The sequence below is a fragment of the Rhodanobacter sp. B05 genome, assembly GCF_002001085.1.
Taxonomy (GTDB): Bacteria; Pseudomonadota; Gammaproteobacteria; order Xanthomonadales; family Rhodanobacteraceae; genus Rhodanobacter.
In genome coordinates, this window is sequence record NZ_MUNU01000012.1 from 192094 (window position 1) to 216035 (window position 23942).

The window sequence follows — 23942 nt, forward strand, 5'->3', positions numbered from 1 at the left end:
ACACTGAACGGACGGTAGGAAAGTAAGGTCAGCTCTTGGTGTATGTGATATTTATTCGCTTGGGCTGAGAAGCTGGGGACAGCGCCTGTGAAATCTTGGAGTGTTTGGGTAATGCCGGTAGGAGTTCGGCGAGTCCTTCATGGGACTGAGTTCGGCAAATGCAGGTCTTCGGACTACTTGTCTTGCAGACGCGCGCATGGGTGGCCCACTCCAACCGTCGATTCGGAAAGTACTGCCGGAGCTTGGGGATGGTAATCCCAATGGCCCGGCTCAAGTTCTACCGGCGGGTGCAGGCGCTGGAGTTGTTGATCAAGAAGGGCCAGACGCCAAGCTGCCTGATTCGGACTCTGACCTACCTCTGGCAAAGGAACTCCTATCCAAGTCTGTTGCCGGAGCGTGCACCTTGGGCATCGTCCAGCCTCCTCTCCAATCCATCCGTCAACGAGTTCGTGGGTTGGCTGGGGCAGCAGCCGTTCGAGGAGGCTGCCTACTGGCTTGCGACCCTTTATTCCAGACTGGTAGATCGTTCCATACGGTCAGAGCGAGCGATGTTCTTCACTCCACCGCTACTGGCGGAGCGGGTGATTGACGGCCTCCAGGGCAATGGCGCATCGATCGTTGACCACAAGTGGCATGACCCTGCATGTGGCGGATCGGCTTTTCTTGTCCCGCTCGCGCTGCGGATGAAGTATGAACTTGGCAAGAGGAAGCTCCCAGCCAAGGAACAACTTAAGCATATTGAGCGGAATCTGAGCGGGAACGATCTGGATGAGGAGCTGCTCAAGCTCTCCAACTCGTTGTTGAAAATGGCCCTCTATCCACTGATAAAGGCATCAGGCTACGTTCCCAACTTCAAGCTATCCAATGGCGACGGACTTGGCCCAGGGGGAAGCGTAGCGCGCAAGCACGATGTGGTGATATGCAATCCGCCATATCGAAAGCTCCGATCGGAAGAGGTCGAACGCTATCGAGACAGATACGATGACATCATGGAAGGACAGCCGAACATCTACGGCCTGTTCATTCGTCAAGCCCTTCGGTTGTGCCGGACCGGAGGGCTTGTTGGGCTTTTGACGCCCACAAGTTTCCTTTCCGGCCGATCCTTCTCCAAGTTGCGCAAGCACCTGATTAGCGAAGCGAGCATCCTGCAGTTCGACATGCTCGGCAACAGGACATCGATGTTCATTGACGTCCTCCAGGAAACGACGATCAGTGTACTGAAGACGCAGAGGGTTCCCGAGGGGACGGAGCGAAATGCGAAAGTGAACGTCCTTACGGACGATGGGACATTCAACGACGTAGGACGTTGCTGGTTGCCAAGTAATGGGGATCCGTGGCCCATCCCAAGGGCGGAATCGGATGCTTCACTGCTCAGGCTTGCCGAGAAGGCCAATTTTTCGCTGTTGGACTATGGATACGTCGCGAAAGTTGGACACCTAGTTCCTTTCAGGGACACGCGCCGCCGATTCAAGGAGTATCCGAAGTCGACGCCCGGCACTAAAGCAATCGTCCCTTTGGTCTGGGCAACCGACGTTGCGCCCAATGGGGAGTTCAAACACGGGCGAGACCTCAAGAACAAACAGAACGAAGCCTATGTGGAGATCGGAAGCCTGAAGGGGCAAGGTGTCGTATGCCAAGCCGCCGTACTTCTGCAACGACTGACTTCCAGCGATCAGCGAAGCAGGCTTGTTGCCGCGCCTGTACTGGCGAACTGGGTCAAGAAGCATGGAGGATTCGTTTGCGAGAACCATGTGATATCCCTTTTGCAAAAGGAAGATTCATTGGTTCCGGTTGAGACGATGGCCAAGATTCTGAACTCCCAGCCGGTTGACCGGGTCTTCAGATCCATTTCGAGCGCAAATAACGTTGGCATTTCTGAGCTCAATAAGCTGATGCTGCCAAGTCCGGCGGAGGTTCTTCGCCTCTTTGCTGCAGGCACTGAGATTGATCGCGCCGTACTCTTGGCCTATGGATGGGATGAGGCATGAAGCGTCGGGCCGCCAGCACTTCGAGCCACTTGTCTAAGATCCGGTCGGCGCAGGAACGTAAGCGAGCGTTGATCACGAAACTCCTCGCGCGCAAGGGAAGCGATCCGTCGCCGGCAACTTCGCAGCCAATGAGGCCACCGGATCAAACGACGGAGGATAGCCGCCCATTCCGGAAAGAGCTCGATCCGGCGCGGATAGGGCTTCGTCTGCGGGCCGATGACACGAATGTCGAGCTCCACGCGAATCGGGCGATTGGGTTACTCGCCGCAGAACTATTGCAGGCTTCGGAGTCACGAGAGTCACGAGTCGTCTTGCTTTGGCCGGGCTCGCTGCGGGCATTGGCCCTAGCGCATGCGGTTGCAACTGTCGCCCGATGGCACCAAGGCAACAAACAAGGCATTCGGACTTTGTTGTATCCGGCAAAGTCGAACTTCCTGAGCGCCTTGAACCATGCCCATGTGGATCGGTCGGATCTCCTTGAGTTGGCCCGAGAGCTCTTTGAGGACTCTAATAAGCCCAATCCAAAGGTCACGCATCCTTTTCGGGAGAAGGATGCGTTTTGGTTCTCCTTGAACGATCTCAAGCCCGAGGTGGCGGACAGGATTCATCCGAGCTTAGCGGAATTGCTTCCGCACTACTTTGCTAACAAGGATTTCGAAGGTTGGCGCTCTTGCGATGGGGATTTGCTTCGTCACATCAAGGCCAATCTTCGAAACCACGCGGATCGACGCGTGTTGAACGAAAACGCTATTCGCACGCTCAGCAACCCGGACAGTGCGCCAGACTCGATATTCACTGTCAGTTGGAAGGCATCTCGTTCGGACATCCGGGCCGCATTACGGGATCTGGAGCATGCGGTAAAGCCAGATGTACTTGTTCTCGATCTCACACGAGCGTTGCGTCGTGACAACCCACTGTGGAAGTCGAATGCAATCATGTTCCTTGAGTGTTTCCGGCGGGCTTATCCGGAGGGCACGCCTCCCGTACTCGTCGTGACCGATGAGCCTTACGTTTGGTCCCAACTGACGAAGGAACTGAGGAAGAGTGCAAACAAGAGAGGAGAGGTCGCACGATGGTTGCTTTGCTCGGAGCCCGCGGTCAGCGGCATCGTCTGTACGGCTGCACGCAATGGTAGTGGCCTCACGACAGTGGAGGATGCGGAAGCACGCATACCATCCAAAAAGGACATTCAGGTCGCGATCACTGATACGGAGGCTGGTCGAGTAATAGCCCTGCTTGATCATGTGCGGGAAGAGTTGCTCGATCCGGATTGGGAGCACACCCTGGAAGAATCGGCGAAATATCTGGCTAGACTGGCAGCACTTCCGTCCAGTACCCGCGTGCTGATGATGTGGTTGAACGAGACGAACGTCCCGGAAGATGTGCGGAGGAACTTCGCCTGGCCGGTGTACCGGTCAAAGCTAGAGCAGATACTTCATCATCCGGCGTTCAAGAAGCGCGCCCCATTGAAGCAGGCAATCCACCAGGGGAACGAGCTGTGGGAAAACTATGCAAACGGGACACCCATGGCACGCAAGCTTGCCGAGTTGATCGAGGAACATACACGCGGCAACGAACGGTGTTGTGTGGCATTCACCAAACCCACTGCAAGACGCTTGGCCGAGCGTTATTTCGAGACTTACGACGGTTACCCTGAGGGTGCCGGTTTCGAAGTCCTCCGCGACTGCGTTCGTTTCGTGGTGACGCGGGATCTCGAAGGGGATTTTCGACGCGACAACGCTGAGACAGTCATCTTTGCTGGCCTTGATGAGGAATCCCTACGCTATCTCCTCGTTGAGGAAGGAATCTCGTCGCCTACCTACGTCTTGCTAACGCGGCGCAACGCAGCCTATCTCAGGGCCACCCTGAGATCGATCAATTCGATTCCAGGTTTCGAGCCATTACGAAGTCGTGTCGAAGCGATTCTTGGGCAGCTTCCGGACTTCCCGGATTTGGACGAACGCTTGATCTTCAATCGCACAGACTTCGTGTTACCGACATTCTCCTTCGAACAAGGGCTATCCGCATCGCTTGCCAACAGCGATGACCACGATGAGAACGCATGGGAGATTGTCCTCGACAACGGTATTCATATTCGCCGAAGCCCGCAGTCGACCATGTACTTATACGATCCCGCGTTGTCCCATACGCCAAGCCGCGGCTTTAGGCAGATCGGCGTGTCAAGGTTAATGGAGGGCGATCGCCTCTTCGTGATGTCGGTCGAGCTCCGCGAAATGACAGAAGCAGCCCTCAAGGAAGCAGGAGCCCCCATTTCTAACGATCGTGGATTCGAGAGCGAATTGCGTCAGTACCATGACCGCATTGGAGAGATGGTGAGGAACGTGCCTGGATCCACGCTTTCCGAGAAGGCACGCGGAATCTCGGCCAGGATGGAGGAAAGCATCGCACCCGGTACACAGATGCCTACAGAAGCCCGGATCAAGAGCTGGATGGACGTCGAGAGGTTTCGCGGCCGCCCGTTTGATGAGTCCAGACCAGGGGCGCCGAGAGATGAGGCGCACTTCAAAGCTTTTGCCGAAACCATTGGGCTCGACACCTTCGAGGCCGTGTACTTTTGGCGGGCTGTGATACAGCCGTTACGCGGTGTGCGCCGTGCGGACGGACGCCGAGTTTCCGACGCATATGCTGATCTGTTGCTGGATCCAGAGTCTGCAATCGTGCACAAGCGATTGAAGTACGCCGTCGTGCAGGCGTTGTTTGCACGCGCCAAAGAGAGCGTTCACGTAGTCGAGGCGATCAGAAAACCTGACAAGGAGCCATCATATGGATAGCAGTGTCGTCCGGGCTGACCCAGGAAGTATCAGCACGACGCTTAAGGAGGCAGTAGTCGACTCCTTGCTCAATGTCGTTTTCTCGCGCATCAGCGGACACGGGCCGGAAGGCGAGACCTTGTTCGGTGCTCGACCCAGGGCAATCTTGTCATCGGCCTTCCTTCTGCCGCCGCTCCCTTTGCAGGGGCCAGGGGACGAGGTTACTCAGCCGATCAGGATTACGGCCCATGGTATCGACCTCCAGATATTCCACCAGGAAGAAGGGGTCATTTCAGTCAAGCCAAGCTTCCAAGTCTATGTTCGGATCTTGCCTAGCGTCGATGACCTCAAGCGGCCAGATTGTGCCCCAAGGTTTCGGCTACAAAATGCAGTCCGACAGACATTGCGGAATCAGACGGACACCGAGCTGAAAGTCCGCTGGGAGGTCATCTCGGCGGGCAAACCCTTCCGAGAGCGTTTTCGGCATCCAGAGTGGAAACAGATCGACAAATCTGTCCGGGAAGAGATCCTTAGCCGACTGGGGTTGCCGTCGAACATCACCACGCTCTTCTCCGTGGAGGAGTCAGGAGAGGGCGACGATTCCACCGAGCCAGCTCCTGAAGGTGTTGTCGTCGACGGCAGTGCAGCTGCACCATTGAACGATAGCTTGTTCCGGCCAATGGATGTGCCACACAAATGGCTGCGGATCCCGTTGGATCCCGAACTGATCCCCATCCTTGTGATCGACCCGAAGCTTTCGCCAGCGGAGCTTTCGATGCGAGTCGATCATGCGACCCAAGAGTTGAACGAAGCAATTCGGATCACGGTGCAGCGATGGGCGGAGTCCGATGTTGGGAGGGCATGGTGTTTTCGGAAGAACGTGAACGTTCTTCCTTCGGAGTATCGAGGCTGGCAGCAGTTCCTTGACACCATTCGCTCCAACACACGGCTGGAGCTTGCATTGCCAGATATCTCGCTGCAGTGGCAGATTCGGCTGTCTAGGGACTGGCTGAATCCGCTGAGATCCAATCTGCATGTGAGCTTGGAAAATGCCTCGACTGAAGTGAGGCGCGGCGCCGAGATGACCGATCAAAGTGTCTTCCAGGCCCACCTCGAAGTCAGCGTGCCGGTTTGCCTCCATGCTCCTCTGAAACTTGGCCGTGTCGAGGCGTCTTACAGGTACAACCGGTACCTCGAGTATCCAGCCCTTGGATTCAATGGAGGCGTCATTGCCACTCGAAAGGCAAGCTCTCCACAACTGACGCTCCAGACCACATGGTGTCCGCGCTACACCCAGCCGCGTGTCGTACCCAAAACATATAAGGGCATCAATCCACGGGTTCGGTTATTGAGCCAGAGCGATGGGCTTAGCGCCATCTTGCCGCTGGAAACGGCGCTCGACGCGTGGTTCGAATCACTCGATCAGCGAGTCGATCTCGCGGCTGGCTTAAGCGAAGATGACGATGACGGCATAGCGCGAGAGCGGGCAGGCTTTCTCCGAGACAAGGAAGGTTGGCGAAGGGAAATCAGTGCCGTCAAGGCGGGACTGAAAATTCTTCAGGATTCAGCAGATATCTGGGCGCAAAGTCGCCAGCGGGGGCACCAGTCTGACGAACGCGCCAACGTCTACGAAGCGTGGCTCGCAATGAACGAGGCTATGGCAGATGTCCTAAGGGATCGCCTCAAGAATGACAAAGGCGAATGGCGACTTTTCCAGATCGCCTTCGTGATCGCGAACATCCCGGCAATGGCAAGTCGCATGCCGTCATTCATGGACAGGTACGACCGGACAAGGGATGACACGGTCACGCTCCTTTACTTCGCGACCGGCGGCGGTAAATCCGAAGCATTCTTTGGGCTACTCGTCTTCTCACTGTTCCTGGACAGACTGCGCGGCAAGCGTATTGGCATCACCGCCATGGTTCGTTATCCGCTGCGTCTACTGACGATCCAACAGGCGCAGCGATGCGCGAAGGTTCTCGCCAGGGCTGAGCAGGTAAAGAAAAGGCTGGGCATCGCTGGAGATCCGTTCTCCATTGGCTTCTGGGTCGGCAGCGGCGGTTCGCCCAACCATCACAAGGCGCCCGGCGTTTCGGACATACCAGATATTAACGACCAAGCCGCAGATGCTAAGACGGAACGAAGGTTGTTAGATCGCGAGGTCAACTACGAGCTGCAGAAGGCTGCATGGAACAAAATCCCAAGCTGCCCTTTCTGCGGCGCGGAGACCGTGCTGCGCACTTTCTCAAGCCGCGGTGGCACGTTGGCACACGTTTGCTCGAACGCAGGATGTGACGCCAACAGTGGAGGCTACGCCCCACTTCCATTCTACATTTGCGATACAGACATCTACGATCTCGCGCCTTCTGTGCTGCTGGGTACGGTGGACAAGCTTGCGCTCATTGGCCAGTCCCCACGCACGCTGCGCCGCATCTATGCGATGTTCGGCGCAGCCCCTTGGTTCAATCCGGTTACGAACCGGCTTTACATCCCGAACGAGCCGCGGGAGTTCGAAGGTGGCCCTGAGTCGAGGGGGTACGAGGGCGTGTTTCCCGCCTACCCGAACGGCAAGCACCTTTTCTACGACCCATTTCCCAGCCTTATCATTCAAGATGAGGCGCACCTGCTCGACGAATCTCTTGGGACTTTTGCTGGACTTTTCGAGTCCGCACTGGACACGATTCTTGAGGAAATCGCCAAGCCGCTCCATGAGATTGTTGTCTTCGAGCCAGGCGGCCGGGTTCGTCGACGCGCGAAGGTTATCGCTGCGTCTGCGACGGTATCGGATCCGGATAGGCAACTGGAACATCTTTACCAGCGCCCCGTCCCAGCTATGCAATTCCCGTATCCGGGTGAAGAGCTCTACGAGTCCTTCTACGCACACCCTGCTGAGCCGGATGAGCCGGAGCGCGGTCAAATTGAGGATATCGAAGTGCGGGCGAAGTGTGCCCGTGTCTATACGGGATTCATGACGAATGGTCGCGCGCACACCGCGACGACCGTTTCCATTCTTTCGAACTTTCATACAGTGATAACTGAGTTCCTGCAGTCGTTGACTTCAGGGCACGAGGAGTTAATCGAAACCGTGCGATCCCAGCTGATCGATGCGATATCTGCATCCCAGCTAGCGCCCTACTATCGATCAGCTCTCACTAAAGCATCGGCCTCCGAGCTTGCGACGTTGATTGATCTCCATCGGATTGCGCTGACCTACGTCACCAATAAGAAGGGTGGCGACCAGATCATGGCGGCTGAGTTCGAAGAGACCCGCAAGCGACATGCTGAACGCAAGTTGGTCATCAAGGATCTCAGAACCGACCTGATTACAGGCTCAGTGTCGCAAGGCGATATCCAGAAGACAGTGCAGGAGGCGCAATCCAGACCGCAGCCCGGAAAGCCTCTGGATGACCTCGACACAGCTCTCCGTTCTGTGATCGCTACCTCGGCGGTATCCCACGGCGTGGACGTGGAGGAGTTCAACTCCATGTTCTTTGCCGGCCTGCCATCGGACATCGCCGAGTACATTCAGGCTTCATCGCGCGTCGGCCGTACGCACGTTGGCTTCGTTGTACTGATTCCGACCCCTCAGCGGCGCCGGGATCGGTATGTCATTGAGGTCTTCGACAGCTACCACCGCTTCCTGGAGCGAATGATCTCGCCGGCAGCGATCGATCGTTGGGCCGGGCGCGCCGTCGAGCGTGTGCTGCCGAGCTTCATTCAGGCGTATCTCGCGGGAATCACCTACATCCGTGATGTTCTCACTGCGATTCCCGATGAAAAGCACCGTGTGCGAGACCTTTCGTGGATTCCGAACATCATTACTCAATACAACGGCCACGCGACACGCGGGCCCTTGATTGCTGGTCTTTGCTCGTTCGTCGAGCATGCAATCGGACTGGACAATGACGACTTCGCGCCGGGCGGGAAGCAGCACTACCAAGAGCTTATCCGGGAACGGGTTGAGGCGATGTTGAGCGGTTGGGCGCGGGACATACTCGGCGAGAGCCGCGGCCTTTGGGACTTTTTCAATTCTCAGGCAAGTGTCATGAAGCGACCCATGACGTCTCTGCGAGATGTCGACGAAGCGGGGTACATATCCTTCGGTCACCGCGATTTAGATGGTGGGCGCCGAATCGACGACCGCGCAGTCCGACGCGTCATGGGGCTTATCCGCAGGGGCGTTGCCGAAGGCAGCGATCAAGGAGACTAAGCATGGCCAACAGATATAGTCGACGCGGTGGCGAGGAAGTGCGGGAGCCATCGGCATCCAAGATGACACGGTCTCGCGGCCAGTTGGGGACTGTGTACGCGCCGGGCGCCCTCTTCACGTTTGAAGGCGGCCTAGGTGCATGCATGTCGCTTCCCGATCAGAGCCAAAATCCCACTCGTGCCGACATCGCCCCTGAAACGGGAATTCAGATTCATCTACGGCTACGAGAAGTTTGGCAGAGCTGGTTCTCGCGGGCTATGCAGGGTGGGACGCCCGACCATCCCGTGTTGCCGGTACTGTGCCTTGATGCCACTTTGTTGCGTGATGGCGTGTTTCATGCGCCTGCGCACAGCCGATTCGAACTCGTCGACCCTAGGGCGATGTGCTACGTGCCTGCTCCGATGGACTTCGTCTGCAATACGTGCGGTCGGTTCCGAAAATATGAAACGGTTCGGGAGACTGCTGCAGACTTGGATCAGCTGAAGACGCAGAACTGCGACACGCGGTCGAATGAGAACAAGGGCAGGTGCCGCTGGAGGCAATTGGATGTCATCTTTGTGCATTGGTCCGGGAACTGGGAGCCTCCGATGCCTGGGCGCTGGGAGTGGAACTCGCATGAGCAGAAGGTCTCCAAACCCTCGGGTACCTGTCCCTTATGCCAAAGCCGGAAGTTCTACCTAATCGATAAGTCTCCCCGCATCGGTGAATGGGTCTTCGAATGCGAGAATGGACACAAATACGGCGACAGCTGGCTCCAGAATGATCGGGTGACGACTGAACTGCTGGGTGATGAGGCCAATCAACGGCCGCCGCGCTGGCGCCGAATGGAACCAATTTCGTACCGCGCGACGCCTGCCTTCTATCCTCACTCCGAACAGTTCATTGTCCTATCTGCGGACCAACGCGACTTGCTGGAAATGCTTCAGGAAGGGAACGAATCCGACCTGGCTGGGTTCATTTCCGAACAGTTCGGCTTGGGAGCACGTCCACCCAACGACGCTGAAGTCGTTGAAATCCTGCGGCGGGCGGGACATTCCGATAGGGTTTCGCGGTATGAGCGCATGGCGTCGATGCGCAATTCGCCGAATATTGCCAGCACACCTATGGCCGAGGAGCTCTCCGTCCAGCTGCGAGAGATGGTCGCAGAATGGAGGACCACTCCGGGCTTGGTACCCATCCAGCATGAGTCGCCGGCTTGGCTCGATGCACTAATCCGTCGACGGACTGAGTTCGGCAGTCGGTATGACCCATTGCGCCTGGCTGTCGAGCATGAAGCCCTCTACCGAAGCAAAATCCACGCTACTAGCCCAGTCGATGGCCGATCTCCGTACATAAGATTCGCCCATCCCGACAAGGATCTTGCCCCAAGAACCCAGACTGAACTCTCGGCTCAGCAAGCTCGAACGTCGCAACTGCTCGACATTCTGGGAATCGCCGACATGGGATTAGTCCGGGAGTTCGATCTATGCCGATTCACTCATGGCTTCACCCGGATGTCGACGGATCCGTTGATCGAGAAGTCCGATCAGCAGGCGTTGATGCTGCCTGTCCGCTTAAATCTCTTTCAGGAGCTTGGGAACGGCAAGATACCGATCTATGTGGTCAACCAAGCTAACGAAGCCATCTACGTGCGCCTCGATCCAGGAAAAGTCTATTCGTGGCTGCGATCGGTCAAGGTCACTGATCTCCCCGACCTGGATGCACCCAGCGAGGCCAAGCTTGGCGCCCACCTCCTTCAAAGTGCAGCGCCATTCGGAAAATTCTTTTCCGACCTCACTCCTGGACCGGCAAATGCCTATCGATACGTCTATACCCTTCTGCACACCTATTCGCACAGCTTGATGAAGGCTATCGCGGAGTTCTCTGGCTTGGATCTGGGTAGCCTTGGCGAATACTTGTTCCCCGCTGATCTTGCTTTTGTTGTGTATCGGAATGGTACGACCATGGATCTGGGCAATCTGTCGGCACTCTGGAGAAATTACAACACGACATTCTTGGAGCACTTGGCGTCAGCCAAAACGCTGATGTGCGGTGCCGGAAGCTTGTGCGATTCTTCCGGTGGCGCCTGTCCAAGCTGCATCGTCACTCCAGAGACTTCCTGCATCGCAGGCAATCAGTTGCTGTCTCGATCCGTGTTGCGCGGAGGGCCTGCGCCAAGAGAGGACCTCCCCAAGCACGGACTTGTCATCAATGGCTATCTGGACACTGCATCGGGACACCCCATCTTTTACTGAGTTTCACTTCCTTCACCTTGCATCGCATGCGTTGATCCCTTCAACGGTCCACGCTCTCCCTTAGGACGAGCTCAAATTTTTGAAGCGAGTTTTTCGACAGAATCGGCCAGAAGCGGTCGCTCAATGTTGGACTTAAGCGGTGCCGTCAGGCGTCCGCTTGGAGGAAGAGTTAAAAGGTGCCGATTTCATAGGCCTCGTATACTTCCTGATTGATTGAGACGCACCGCTTGAGGACAATCAAGCTTGCTTCAACCAGATTGATGTCACGCTCGCGATTGACGTACTCGGGTGACCACACCTTTGCTCCGTGGAACAGGTTGTTCCTGATCCGCCGAACCATGAGAAGTACCTGCTGAGCTTTCGAAAGGTTTTGATCAGGCGGAGTGTCTTCCAGTCAACCCTCCCATTACGCAACACCTGCTTGCGTGGCGGCTCGGTCAAAAGAGACTGGACAGCCTGCTTGAAAGTCTGATCGCCTACGCGCCGGAAATGCCAATCAATGGCGACAGCAAAGGCATCCCAATTGGCATCAACGGATGATGCCCCACCTTTCGCAAAGCCGGATCCTTTGAGGGCGTATTCGCAACGCGCAAATGTTCCAAGGAATTCGTACGTCAGCTCCTGCGGCAACAGCATTCTGGGAAAAGGAGGGGCATCGGCTTACGCCTTCTAGGAAAGGGAGTTCACGCATACGGATTGATTCCGCCGTAATCTTTGATGTGCTTAGCAATCTCGCCGGCGTACCAAGAGCCCTCTCTTTCGAGCATTGAAAGCTCCGATAGAGCGTTTGGCCCCTCGTTCATCGCAAGGATCAGCCCGGCGTACTCGCGAAGTTGCATATCAATTTTCCTAGATCCAACAACTTCTCGCAGCATCGTTGCTGCCTTCGGCAGCGACGAAATGATCGCTTCGACCGATTGGCCGAGCGTGCCACGTCCGATCTGTTCTTCTGGCTCAATGAAAGACAGTAGCTTAATGACGTGCTCAATCGTCAATTCTGAGAGAAGGCCTTGAGCGTATTGGCGCGTGGGCGGCGATAGCGGCTCGCCAACGCTGAAGATGTCGTCATGCCACGGAATGTGAGCAATCCAGTAAATGAGCACTGGTGGGATTTGGGATGCTGGCCGCTCAATAAACGTCCGAACAAGCTCTTCCCATACCGCTAGGTTGTTAGGAAAGCGCCGAAACAGGACCAGAAGGCCGAGATATGCTTCGTCCACCTTGTCCGAACGTGCCAGTCGAAAACCCTCATCAATCTCAAGGACAGGCGGTTGACCGAGAACGACGCGCACGAAGAGCGTTTTGAAAGTGCCACCGTCTAATCGGTTCGCTTCTGTTGCCGAAAATCTCACTGATGCTGCATTTGGGTTGGACTTTAGGTAGCGCTTGATGTCCACCCAGTGTGCGCGCTGCAGTGTTGGTACGTACACAAGTCCAAACACTGGGAGCGGATGCTTCGCCCAGTACTCACGATGGCTACCAATCGGAAATGCGCATTCGCTAGACTCCATGGTGAAGTAGGACATGCCGGATTTGAGTTGGACAGCAATCTGCTTGTTCAGCGGACGCTCGTTCTCGATGAACTCAATGAGAGCATCGATTCCGAGATCACTTTCCTGCTCGATCTTGATGAAGAGGCAGCCGTTTGCTTCAACTGCACTACGGATGAAGTTGATACCTTCCTTCGCGGTGATCGCAGAGCGTTTGTACGCGGGCATGTCTCTCCTAATGACATCGAATGCTTGAGTTGAACGGCACGCGCGTCCGCTTGGGCATACTCCGTCGACCAAGAGACTCTGACGCAACTCCTTAGTTGTATCGAGAGCCTATCCTCGCGTGGTCAGGCTAACAACCAGACGTATGACCGGGCAGAAGATGGGCGCGAAGGTGGCTCTATGGGTCGACATCTGCCCATCGCAGCTTGCCGGGCCGTCATCGAGCCAGCAAGGGCATACATCGGCTATCAGTAGTCGCGAATTAGTTCGGTCGTGATGATCAGAGCCCAAATTATTGGGCCTGAGGCGCTCGTTTATCGTTTGGCTTTGCAGCTGCTGAACGATCGCCCCTGTCTTGCTTAACAGTCGGATTGGTCCTCTTCACCGTGGAACTGGAACTAGAGGGCTTATCGGGCGACACAGCTGCTGCTGTTGGATGGAGAATCGTCCACAAACAAACGGCAAGCAATACCGAAACAGCCGCCCCTCCAAGCATCGCAGTCCAACAGAAAGATCGCTCGGCGCGTCCAACCGGGACCGTCACCAGCTTGGCGTACTCGCTCTCCGGGAGAAACCGATAGAGTTTCTGGTGCCATTCACTACGCAACGTCCGTTGCAACCGAATGAACTGGCTTCCCGAGAGAATGACCTGCAAGACATAGATCGCGATAACAACCATGACCGCTAGGATCAGACCAGCTGGGGCGTTGGTAGCGACACGTGCCGCAACCAGACCAAGTCCTGTTGCCAGCGCCCCAGCAACTGCAGCAGCCAGCTGCCGACTCAAGTCGGACAGCTTGGCGGTCTCGTCAGTCACTGTCTTGCGAAGGTCTCCCAGCGTTTTCAATGTATCTCGGCTGGTGTCAGCCAACGCCATTTGATAGGCAATCTGCGCACAGTCCCATGCATCGGCGAGATGATCCCGCAAGAACACCGGAACGTCTTCGGACCTTGCGCTGGACCGCGCCAACTCGGTGGCCAGCAGGATATGGCGCATCTCTGCTTCGCGTTCGCTCTCGAACACCCATTGCGCGGCGACTTGCAGGCTATTGAATGCCGTCAGGTCCAAGGAGGTGCCATTTCCTGCGATAACCGACAAGGTCATACGTGGAGGTCCGCGAAACTTGAGCGCACCGCTCTCCGAATCGATTTCATCGGGCAGGCAACGCACCAGCGCAACGCTCGCTTCATGTGCCCATATTTGCACAGCAGGTACCGCCCACTGATCTTCGTTCAAGGATTGGACGAGCCAAGGACGGATATCATCCGGCACTTGCCGCGTGGCACCGTACTCTCGAACTAGCGTGCGTGGACTCTTCGCCGGGATCGAGTGCACGGGTATAGGCGTCGCCCCCCAAGGCTGAAAACTGCGAGTCTGTGCCAAGATGGATTTGGACAAACGCGCGACATGCCACTGTGAGGCGCCGTGCCCTTGCTGCAGCCAGCGTGCAAAGGCTTGGTTACTAAGCAGTTGCAGCGTGTCTTTCGCCGCGACCGGTTTCTGGATGGAAAGCCGGAATGGGCCGAAGTCCTGGTCGGGGCGTTCGTCGAGAGACCACGCGCTGCCCGCACTGTCAAACAAACCGATTGCCCACCCCAATGCATTGCAAAGCGACATCAGCGTGGCCGTGTTCGCTGCCGACAGCCCGGAGACAGTGGCGGTCGTCTCCGTTTCGACGATGAACGCCTCGCCGGCGTCGACGAGGCGGTCGACCGCCTCAGCGAGCAGGATCACGGACAACGGAGTCCTCCACAATGCGATCGGTCGTGATGGTGATCACTTCGCCTCCCCCATTGGGGTTGCGCTCGCGGCGTACGGTGACAGCATCCGCCTCATCCGGATACAAGACGGTAACGCCTTCCGTGGTCACGAGTTTGCGCAAAGGGGGCTTGCGCAGGATTTGCCGGTCCGGCCGAAACACCAATCCAGTCAGCTTGTGCGTGCGCAACTTTTGTGCGGTCCGAGTTTGCAAGAGACCCCGGACTTCTTCGTCTCTTGGGTGACCTGCCGCTGCCAGAACGGCCTCGACGACGGCCTGCTCGTTAATTTCCTGCCGGTCTCGAAGCGTAGCCTTAGCCGCACGCATGGCGCGTGCGACATCGTTCCCAGGTAACACATCCTTGGATTCCTGGAAGGTCTTACGCAATGTCTCGACCAGCGCCTGGTTCAGCTCGTTGTCATTACGGCTTCGCTCGACATCTAGGAAGGTCGCGAAATAGTCGGCAATTTCGGGGGCGGGCTTTGAACGGTCTCTCGCAGCCACCGAGACCTCTGCTTGGCCATCGACCACACGAATCAATGCCGATTTCTGAATTGCCCTCTTGTCATCGATGAACGCGTGAATGATGCGCCGTAGCCGTTGCTGACCATCTTCGTCCTCCGTTTGCTCGATTGCTTCGCGGTAGTCGTACTTGATCATGCTGTACAGCCGCGTATTTGGATGATCGCTACGAAGTGCAAATATGAAGAACGCGCCGTCGCGGGTGGAGGCTCCATGAAAACGCGAGAACTCGCGCGACAATGCCTGTGCCCCCGCTTCAAAAGCGTCGTCGCCACAGGCGATGCGCTCAAGGGCGCTGCGCGTGTTGGAGACTTCCTTGAACGCGTAGACCGCCGCTACGTCGGTCTCCAGGACTCGACCGACAAAAAAGGCGGCATGTTCGACCTGACGCGCAGGCTCCGGCGCGAAATTCTCCTCGCCAACCACATGCAAGATCATGGCTTCGATTTGCAGGCTTTGACGCTCGACATCGGTTAGAAACCCCATGGATGTTCTCCTTTCCCTTTAGGGGTTCCCGCCTCGGTGCGGCCCTATGACGACGCAATGTACCCTAGAGATCACCAGTCTCAACAGCTGCGATCTGTAGGCGGCCCACGAAATCTCTAAGGCGCCTGAATAATGGACCGCGCACAGCGTCCGGTTGGGTCGATCTCTGCCCGTCGCAGGCTTGCCCGCGCTCATCGGGACTTCAAGTGCAGCCCACAACCGATAGCAATCACGCTGAAGTACCCCAACATCCCGGGCAGCCCGGTCTTGGGCGATCGCTGCTGATTACGGGAAAAAGGGCCCAAAGGACCCCACTTGGTGCTCAACTTGTCCACTAGCAACTTAAGTGGTTCGTGCTAGCGACTTATGGGGTCTCAACTAGTGCCTTTTAGGTGTCCCCACATTGGTTCAGCTCCTGATTAACGGCCTCATGCACTCACCCGCACTTCGAATACCCGCAATTCAAACACGTCTGACACCCATCCATCAGCACCAGCGCCTGCGTATTGCACTTCTGGCACAGCGTGGCACCGGGCGGGAAGCCCGAGGATTCGGAAGCATCGCCACCCTCACCCCGGCCCTCTCCCGCCCCGGCGGGAGAGAGGGATTTGGCTACGTCAGAGTTTTTTTTTGCCCCCGCCGCCTCGTAGGCAGCGCGCTTCTCCACAATCAACTTCCGCGTCGCCTCATCCATCTCCGGATCATGGATCAGCCCGATGTTCTTCATGTGCTGTTCGATCACCGCGCCGATCTCGGCCACGATCGACGGCATGTAGACGCCGCCCGCCTTGAAGTAGCCGCCGCGCGGGTCGAACACGGCCTTCAGCTCTTCGACGATGAAGGTGACGTCGCCGCCCTTGCGGAACACGGCGGACAGAATTCGGGTGAGCGCCACGATCCACTGGAAGTGGTCCATGTTCTTCGAGTTGATGAAGATCTCGAACGGGCGGCGCTGTTCGTACTTGGTGCCGGCGTTGAGCACGATGTCGTTGATGGTGACGTACAGCGCGTGCTCGAACAGCGGCGACTTGACCTTGAAGGTGGAGCCGACCAGGGTTTCCGGCCGCTCGACACTCTCGTGCATCTGGATTACTTCGGCTTGCTTGGGCGCCGCGGCACCGGCCTGTTTGGCGGTGGCGCTGGCGGTGCCGGCGGCAACCTTGTCTTCGGGCTTGACCACGTTGTAGCCGGTGATCTTCTTTTCGATCTTGATTGCCATGGGGTCACTTCTTCTTTTTATGGTGAGCCGCGGTGGATGCGGCATGCTGCGTGAAAAACATCCGGCCCGGCATGACGCCGGGCCGGATGGGGTACGGCTTACTTCTTCTTGCTGACGGCCTTCTTCTTGACGGCCGCCTTCTTGCTGGCAGTGGACCTCTTGGCCGTCTTGGCGACGGCCTTCTTCTTGCTGGCGGACTTCTTCGCTGCCGCCTTTTTCGGTGCGGCCTTCTTGCCGGCCGTCTTCTTGCTGACCTTCCTTGCGGGCCTGGCGGCTTTCTTCACCGCCTTCTTCGCCACTTTCTTCGCGGCCTTGCGCACCGCCTTCTTCGCGGCCGCCTTCTTCTTCGGCGCGGCCTTCTTCACCGCCTTTTTCGCGGTCTTCTTCGCGGCCGCCTTCTTCACGGCTTTCTTCGGCGCCGACTTCTTGGCGGCGGCCTTCTTTTTCGGGGCAGCCTTCTTCGCCGCAGCCTTCTTCTTTGGCGCAGCCTTCTTTGCCGCGGCCTTCTTCTTCGGCGCGGCCTTCTTCGGTGCCGCCTTCTTCGCGGCAGCCTTCTTGCGTGCCGGCGCCTTCTTCGCCGGAGCGGCAACCGGGGCGGCCGGCGCCACCTCGGGCAATACCGGCAGCACCACGGCGGGTGCCTCGGCGGCCATTGTGCTGTTACCTACTTCAACTTCGTTGTCGATGGACATAACTGGTGTTCCCCTCCGATGAATGTCATGACGTGCCGTGGCCCTCGGGAGATTACGCGTGCTCAGAACTTGCCGTAATAGCCCTCCTTCAAGGCATCGAAGAGGTTGGCGGCGGAGTGCATCTCGCCGTCGTACTCGACCTGCTCATTGCCTTTCAGTTCGACAACACTACCGTCCTCCAGCTCGAAGCGGTAGAGGGTGTTTTCAAGATCGGAATCCTTGACCAGCACACCCTGGAATGCGGCGGGGTTGAAGCGGAACGTGGTGCATCCCTTCAGTCCCTGCTTGTAGGCGTAGAAATAGATGTCCTTGAAGTCTTCGTAGGGGTAATCGGTGGGCACGTTGGCGGTCTTGGAGATCGACGAGTCGATCCACTTCTGCGAGGCGGCCTGGATGTCGACGTGCTGTTTGGGACTGATGTCGTCGGCCGCGACGAAGTAGTCCGGCAGCTTGTTGGCGGCCTCGTCGGTGAACGCCTTGGCGTCGGCGTTGATCAGGGCGCGGTAGGCGAGCAGCTCGAAGCTGAGCACCTCGACCTTTTCCTTGGACTTCTTGCCTTCGCGGATCACGTTGCGCGAGTAGCTGTGCGCGAAGCTGGGCTCGATGCCGTTGCTGGCGTTGTTGGCCAGGCTCAGGCTGATCGTGCCGGTGGGCGCGATCGAGCTGTGGTGGGTGAAGCGCGCGCCGGTTTCGGCCAGCTCGGCGACCAGGTTCGGCGCCACGCTGGCGATGCGCTGCATGTAGCGACTGTATTTCGCATGCAGCACGCGGCCGGGGATGGCGTCGCCGACCTTGTAGCCGTCCTTCGCCATTTCCGGGCGCTTGCGCAGCATGTCGCCGGTGACGATGTAGTCGCGCAGCAACACCGGCGCGGCGCCCTTCTCCCTGGCCAGCTCCAGCGCCACTTCCCAGCCAGCCACGGCCATCTCGCGCGAGACGTCCTCGGTGAAGGCCACCGCCTCGTCGCCGCCGTAACGCATCTTCAGCATGGTGACGGTGGAGCCCAGGCCGAGGAAGCCCATGCCATGGCGGCGCTTGCCGATGATCTCGTGGCGCTGCTGCTCCAGCGGCAGGCCGTTGATCTCCACCACGTTGTCGAGCATGCGGGTGAACACCTTGACCACCTCGCGGTACTCGTCCCAGTCGAAGCGCGCCTTGGGACCGAATGCATCGCGCACGAAGGTGGTGAGGTTGATCGAGCCGAGCAGGCATGAGCCGTACGGCGGTAACGGTTGCTCTCCGCACGGATTGGTCGCGCGGATGTGCTCGCACCACCAGTTGTTGTTCATCTCGTTGACCTTGTCAATCAGGATGAAACCAGGCTCCGCGTAGTCGTAGGTGGACACCATGATCATGTCCCACAGGTGCCGCGCGCGGATGTGGCTGTAGATCTTGCAGGCGACCAGGCCGTCCGCGCGGTCGATGTAGTTCTCGTGGGTGGGCCATTCGCGCCACACCACCTGGGCCGGATCGGCGAGGTCGACCTCGTCCTTTTCCTTGACGTGCACCGGGAACACCAGCGGCCAGTCCTGGTCGTGCTCGACCGCGTCCATGAAACCGTCGGTGATCAGCAGGCTGAGATTGAACTGACGCAGGCGGCCGTCCTCGCGCTTGGCGCGGATGAACTCCTTGGCGTCCGGATGCGAGATATCGAACGTGCCCATCTGCGCGCCGCGGCGGCCGCCGGCGGAGGACACGGTGAAGCACATCTTGTCGTAGATATCCATGAACGACAGCGGGCCGCTGGTGTACGCGCCGGCGCCGGAGACGTAGGCGTTGCGCGGCCGCAGCGTGGAGAACTCGTAGCCGATGCCGCAGCCGGCCTTCAGGGTGAGGCCGGCCTCGTGCACCTTCTCCAGGATGTCGTCCATCGAGTCGCGGATGGTGCCGGAGACGGTGCAGTTGATCGTGCTGGTGGCCGGCTTGTGCGCCAGCGCGCCGGCGTTGGAGGTGATGCGGCCGGCCGGGATCGCCCCGCGGCGCAGCGCCCACAGGAAGCGCTCATACCAGTGGCCGCGCAGCTCGTCGCTGATCTCCACGTCGGACAGGGCGCGCGCCACACGCTGATAGGTCTCGTCGATGGTGGCGTCGACCGGCTCGCCGGACTTCGCCTTCAGGCGGTACTTCTTGTCCCAGATGTCGTAGGACGCGGGTTGCAGCGGGATTTCCACGACGGCATCACGACCTGTGGCTGGATGGGTGGCTGGCGCACGCACTGTGCTCATCGGTTACTGACCTCTCGGTGTGGCCTTGCGGCCCCCGTTGATTTTTATTGGAATGCGACGACGTCGCTCGCGCTGCAACCGTGGCGGTGACTTGTTGCCGGGATGGCCTTGCAGCCCGCCCGTCACGGGTTTCCGACAACAAACGACTCCCCCTCAAGAGTGCCGTGATTGACACCAGTGCTAGTCTCAACTCCGGCGTTCAAGCACAAGATGTTGTGGTTGGTTTCGGATAGGGAAGTTAACCCCGCCGTCCCGGGAAGTAAAGTCCCCAGGCGGCCCTCCGGCCGATGGAACCCGCGCGCCGCGGACCGGTCGAACCAGCGCCGCCTTCACCCCACCCAAGGAGAGCCCCATGTTGCCTCGCCACCTCCGCCTGCCGTCCTGGCTGACTGGCCTGCTGGCCGCCGCCGTGATCGCCCTCGGCCTGTTGCCGGCCGGCAGCCGCGCCGCCACCCTGCCGGGGGCGGTCGACGGCCAGCCGATGCCGTCGCTGGCGCCGATGCTGACCCGGGTGACCCCGGCGGTGGTGAACATCTCCAGCACCACGCGGGTGCCGGTGCGCGACGCGTATTTCGACGACCCGATGGTGCGCCAGTTCTTCGGGCTGCCGGCGACACCGCGCGAACGGGTCGAGCAGAGCCTGGGCTCGGGCGTGATCGTGGATGCGGCCAAGGGCTACATCCTGACCAACAACCATGTGGTCGCCGGCGCCGACGACATCAGCGTGACCCTGCAGGACGGGCGTACCTTCAAGGGCAAGCTGATCGGCACCGACCCGGCCACCGACGTGGCGGTGGTGCAGATCCGCGCCGACAACCTGCACGCGCTGCCGATGTCCGACTCCTCCACCCTGCGCGTGGGCGACTACGTGGTGGCGGTGGGCGAACCGTTCGGACTGGGCCAGACGGTGACGGCCGGCATCGTCTCGGCACTGGGCCGTTCGGGCCTGGGCGACTCCAGCTACCAGAACTTCATCCAGACCGACGCCTCGATCAACCCGGGCAACTCCGGCGGCCCGCTGGTCAACCTGCGCGGCGAACTGGTCGGCATCAACACGATGATCTTCTCGCCCTCGGGTGGCAACGTGGGCATCGGTTTCGCCATTCCGAGCAACCTCACCGCCGAGGTGATGAAGCAGCTGATCGCGCACGGCAAGGTGGAGCGCGGCAGCCTGGGCCTGCAGGCGCAGGCGATCACCCCGCGCATCGCCCAGGCGCTCAAGCTCAAGAGCAACAAGGGCGTGGTAGTCACCGGCGTCAGTGACGGCTCGGCCGCCGCACGCGCCGGTCTGCAGCCGGGCGACGTGCTGACCTCGCTGGACGGCAAGCCGCTGCAGAGCGTGCAACAGCTGCGCAACACCGAAGGCCTGCTGCCGCTGGGCAGCACCCTGCAGATCGGCATCGTGCGCGATGGCCAGCCGCGCCAGGTCAGCGCCACCCTCACCGCGGAGAAACTGGCCAGCATCGACGGCGGCCAGCTCGACCCGCGCCTGGCCGGCGTGCGTTTCAGCGAGCTGAGCCAGAATCAGCGCGACCAGGGCTGGTACGGCGCGGCGATCAGCGCCGTGCAACCGGGCAGCCGCGCCGCCCAGGCGGGGTTGAGCAGCGGCGACGTGGTGATCGGCGTGGGCAACCAGCGCATCACCAGCCTGCGCATGCTGCGCGGACTGGCCGGCGTGCACCTGCGCCAGCTGGTGCTGGTGGTGGCCGATGCCGACGGCAGCCACTACGTGCTGATCAACTGACGTCGGCGGCAGCTGCGGATTGCGGGAACCGGTGGCGGGCGAAAAGCGGACGTGGATCGCCCGGCAGCCGTGCTCCGGCGCACAACCCGGCCGCGGCCATGGCGCAAATGCATGAAAGTGCTTGATGTTTTGTGTTCAGGCCGATGAAATACCCTAGGTCGGCTGCCATCCGGCCGCACCTGCGGGCGATCCGCTCGTCTCATGCCATCAGTTCTTATCACGCCGGGGTTTCCCACGATCATGTCCGTTCGTCTTGTCCGCCTGCTGTCCGTCGCTCTGTTCGGGGCCTGTCTTTCCACTGTCGCGCTGGCCAAAACCCAGCATGCGGCCAACAAACCGGCGCAGGGCAGCAGCAGCCTGGTCTGGCGCGGCGACGACGCCACCGCCAATGCGGTGATGAGCGAAGTGTCCGCCGCCTGGACCAAGGCCGGCCACGGCCGCGTCGAACTGCAGCCGTTCAACACCGCCTCCGGCATCGATGCGGTAAGCAACGGCACGGCCGACCTCGCTGGCAGCGCGCGTCCTTCCGACGGCAGCCCGCAGAACGCCCGACTCACCTTTACCCCGGTGGCCTGGAACGGCCTGGTGATCATCACCCAGGCCTCCAACCCGATCAGCAACCTCACGCTGAAGCAGGTGCACGACATCTACTACGGCAAGATCCACAATTGGAGCGAGGTCGGCGGCCGCAACGCGCCGATCGACGTGTATGCGGTGGCCAGCCCCGGCGACGGCATCGAGTACAGCCTGCGCAGCCTGCTGTTCGGCCGCGGCAACCAGCCGGTCGCGGCGCCGCGCCTGTATGTCAACACGCGCAAGCTGGAGGAAGGCATCGCGCTGAACCCGAACGGCCTGGGCGTGGCCATGCTCGCCGGCATCAGCGGCAACTCCAAGCTGAAGGCGATCCCGATCAACGGTCGCGCCGCCACCCCCGCCAACATCGCCAACGGCAGCTATCCGCTGTTCGTTCCGCTGTACCTGGTGACCAATCCCGCCGGCCCGAAGGCCGCCCAGGCGCAGGCCTTCATCGACTTCCTGCAGACCGAACCGGCCAAGGCCGCCCTGCGTCGGCATGACGTGCTGCCGTACCAGGACGGCATGCAGCTGGCCGCGATGGACGACGCGCGCCGCAGCACCATCCTCGCCGAAGTCGGCGCGCACGTGAACCACATCCCCCGCCCGGGCAACGCCGGCGAACGCTCGCAGGCCTCGCTGGCGGCAGTCAATACCGTGGCGGCGGCGCAATTGCGCACCACGACGGGTCATGCCAGCCGGCCGGCCGAGGAGCGGCAGAGCGGGCTGGACCATGTCGAAGGCAGCGTGGCGAACGTCAGCGTCAGCAGCCTCGGGCACGCCCGGGGCAGCGCCACCACGGTCAACACCGCGCAGACCAGCGGCACGGCGTTCCGCGGCGTCCGCGCCGACGCCAGCCAGACCACGACCCAGGCCGGCGGCAAGACCTATACCGTGAGCAGGGGCGATACCTTGTCCCTGATTGCCAAGCGGCACGCCGTCGAGGTGGCCCAGTTGCGCGAATGGAACCATCTGAAGAGCGACCAGATCCGGCTGGGCCAGGTGTTGCGCGTCAGCAACCAGTAAGCGGCCGGGAGCGGTGCCGATCCTCGCGCTCACGCTGGATCTGGACGATACGTTGTGGCCGGTGCTGCCGGCGCTGGAACGCGCCGACCAGGCCGTCGACGCATGGCTGCGGCAACATCACCCCGAGATAGCTCGCGCGTGGCCGATCACGGCCATGCGCGAGCTGCGCGCCCGCGTCGCCGCAGAGCGGGAGGATCTGGCGCATGACTTCACCGCGCAGCGCCAGCTCACCCTTCGCCACGTGTTCGCCGACGGCGGCATCGTCGACGCGCCGATCGACACGCTGTGGGAAATCTACTTCGCCGCGCGCAACCAGGTGGAGCTGTATCCGGACAGCCTGGCCGCGCTGACGCGGATCGCCGCGCGCTGGCCGCTGGCCAGCCTCACCAACGGCAATGCCGACCTGCAGCGCATCGGCATCGGGCAGCACTTCCGCCACCAGGTGTGCGCGCGCGAGCATGGCGTGGCCAAGCCCGACCCGCGCATCTTCCTGGCCGCCGCCGACCTGCTCGGGGTCGCTCCGGCCGAGGTCTTGCACGTCGGCGACGACCCGGCGATGGACATCTGCGGTGCGCGCGACGCCGGACTGCGCACCGCCTGGATCAACCACGAGGGCCGGCCCTGGCCGACCGGGATGGGGCCACCGCCCGAACTCGATCTGCCCGACATGGCGGCGCTGGCCGACTGGCTGGACGCAGGTTTTTCCGACGGCTGAAGCGCTGCGCGGATTGTTCTTGCGCGCCGGCGCGCTCATCATGGGCTATTGCTGACGAAGGA

At 59.8% G+C, this 23942-nt stretch carries 13 protein-coding genes; 7 read left to right on the forward strand and 6 right to left on the reverse strand.

What is annotated here, in order from left to right; translation table 11 throughout:
• The first annotated feature begins 260 nt into the window (after positions 1 to 260).
• The 4 genes from B0E47_RS06225 to B0E47_RS06240 all read left to right on the forward strand — a co-directional run bounded on the left by B0E47_RS06225 (position 261) and on the right by B0E47_RS06240 (position 11203).
• Positions 261 to 1988 carry an Eco57I restriction-modification methylase domain-containing protein gene (locus B0E47_RS06225; RefSeq protein WP_168171022.1) on the forward strand — a complete coding sequence of 576 codons (1728 nt, stop codon included), beginning with the start codon at positions 261 to 263 and terminating at the stop codon, positions 1986 to 1988.
• Positions 1985 to 4780: a hypothetical protein gene (locus B0E47_RS06230; RefSeq protein ID WP_077513139.1), complete on the forward strand. Its 2796-nt coding sequence runs from the start codon at positions 1985 to 1987 to the stop codon at positions 4778 to 4780. The genes B0E47_RS06225 and B0E47_RS06230 overlap by 4 nt, the downstream gene beginning before the upstream one ends.
• Complete coding sequence (locus B0E47_RS06235) at positions 4773 to 8969, forward strand: helicase-related protein (protein ID WP_077513140.1); 4197 nt, start codon at positions 4773 to 4775, stop codon at positions 8967 to 8969. The genes B0E47_RS06230 and B0E47_RS06235 overlap by 8 nt, the downstream gene beginning before the upstream one ends.
• 143 nt (positions 8970 to 9112) lie before the next feature.
• Complete coding sequence (locus B0E47_RS06240) at positions 9113 to 11203, forward strand: DUF1998 domain-containing protein (RefSeq protein ID WP_174566961.1); 2091 nt, start codon at positions 9113 to 9115, stop codon at positions 11201 to 11203.
• Between the two features lie 683 nt (positions 11204 to 11886).
• Here B0E47_RS06240 and B0E47_RS06245 read toward each other — a convergent pair.
• The 6 genes from B0E47_RS06245 to B0E47_RS06270 form a co-directional block, all read right to left on the reverse strand.
• A complete protein-coding gene (locus B0E47_RS06245; RefSeq protein WP_077513142.1) occupies positions 11887 to 12921 on the reverse strand; it encodes a DUF4365 domain-containing protein in 1035 nt (344 codons plus the stop codon).
• Positions 12922 to 13210: 289 nt separating this feature from the next.
• Complete coding sequence (locus B0E47_RS06250) at positions 13211 to 14659, reverse strand: hypothetical protein (RefSeq protein ID WP_139351365.1); 1449 nt, start codon at positions 14657 to 14659, stop codon at positions 13211 to 13213.
• Complete coding sequence (locus B0E47_RS06255) at positions 14637 to 15686, reverse strand: nucleoid-associated protein (RefSeq protein ID WP_077513144.1); 1050 nt, start codon at positions 15684 to 15686, stop codon at positions 14637 to 14639. The genes B0E47_RS06250 and B0E47_RS06255 overlap by 23 nt, the downstream gene beginning before the upstream one ends.
• A gap of 436 nt (positions 15687 to 16122) precedes the next feature.
• A complete protein-coding gene (locus B0E47_RS06260; protein ID WP_077513145.1) occupies positions 16123 to 16905 on the reverse strand; it encodes an NrdJb in 783 nt (260 codons plus the stop codon).
• Between the two features lie 98 nt (positions 16906 to 17003).
• Positions 17004 to 17597: a hypothetical protein gene (locus B0E47_RS06265; RefSeq protein ID WP_077513146.1), complete on the reverse strand. Its 594-nt coding sequence runs from the start codon at positions 17595 to 17597 to the stop codon at positions 17004 to 17006.
• A 62-nt stretch (positions 17598 to 17659) separates the two neighbouring features.
• Positions 17660 to 19822 carry an adenosylcobalamin-dependent ribonucleoside-diphosphate reductase gene (locus tag B0E47_RS06270; RefSeq protein ID WP_077513147.1) on the reverse strand — a complete coding sequence of 721 codons (2163 nt, stop codon included), beginning with the start codon at positions 19820 to 19822 and terminating at the stop codon, positions 17660 to 17662.
• 352 nt (positions 19823 to 20174) lie between these two features.
• Here B0E47_RS06270 and B0E47_RS06275 point away from each other — a divergent pair, with 352 nt between their 5' ends.
• From B0E47_RS06275 to B0E47_RS06285, 3 genes are all read left to right on the forward strand, one after another.
• Positions 20175 to 21566, forward strand: coding sequence for a DegQ family serine endoprotease (locus B0E47_RS06275; protein WP_077513148.1), 1392 nt, complete (start codon positions 20175 to 20177; stop codon positions 21564 to 21566).
• Positions 21567 to 21806: 240 nt separating this feature from the next.
• Entirely contained in the window at positions 21807 to 23165 is a 1359-nt protein-coding gene (locus B0E47_RS06280) for a substrate-binding domain-containing protein (protein ID WP_077513149.1), read from the forward strand.
• A gap of 13 nt (positions 23166 to 23178) precedes the next feature.
• A complete protein-coding gene (locus B0E47_RS06285) occupies positions 23179 to 23880 on the forward strand; it encodes an HAD family hydrolase (protein WP_077513150.1) in 702 nt (233 codons plus the stop codon).
• Positions 23881 to 23942: the final 62 nt, after the last annotated feature.

Bases quoted from the DNA above. Each gene is read 5' to 3' on its own strand.
- B0E47_RS06225 (WP_168171022.1), top strand. From the start codon at position 261: ATGGCCCGGCTCAAGTTCTACCGGCGGGTGCAGGCGCTGGAGTTGTTG.
- B0E47_RS06230 (WP_077513139.1), top strand. From the start codon at position 1,985: ATGAAGCGTCGGGCCGCCAGCACTTCGAGCCACTTGTCTAAGATCCGG.
- B0E47_RS06235 (WP_077513140.1), top strand. From the start codon at position 4,773: ATGGATAGCAGTGTCGTCCGGGCTGACCCAGGAAGTATCAGCACGACG.
- B0E47_RS06240 (WP_174566961.1), top strand. From the start codon at position 9,113: ATGTCGCTTCCCGATCAGAGCCAAAATCCCACTCGTGCCGACATCGCC.
- B0E47_RS06245 (WP_077513142.1), bottom strand. From the start codon at position 12,921: ATGCCCGCGTACAAACGCTCTGCGATCACCGCGAAGGAAGGTATCAAC.
- B0E47_RS06255 (WP_077513144.1), bottom strand. From the start codon at position 15,686: ATGGGGTTTCTAACCGATGTCGAGCGTCAAAGCCTGCAAATCGAAGCC.
- B0E47_RS06260 (WP_077513145.1), bottom strand. From the start codon at position 16,905: ATGGCAATCAAGATCGAAAAGAAGATCACCGGCTACAACGTGGTCAAG.
- B0E47_RS06265 (WP_077513146.1), bottom strand. From the start codon at position 17,597: ATGTCCATCGACAACGAAGTTGAAGTAGGTAACAGCACAATGGCCGCC.
- B0E47_RS06270 (WP_077513147.1), bottom strand. From the start codon at position 19,822: ATGAGCACAGTGCGTGCGCCAGCCACCCATCCAGCCACAGGTCGTGAT.
- B0E47_RS06275 (WP_077513148.1), top strand. From the start codon at position 20,175: ATGTTGCCTCGCCACCTCCGCCTGCCGTCCTGGCTGACTGGCCTGCTG.
- B0E47_RS06280 (WP_077513149.1), top strand. From the start codon at position 21,807: ATGTCCGTTCGTCTTGTCCGCCTGCTGTCCGTCGCTCTGTTCGGGGCC.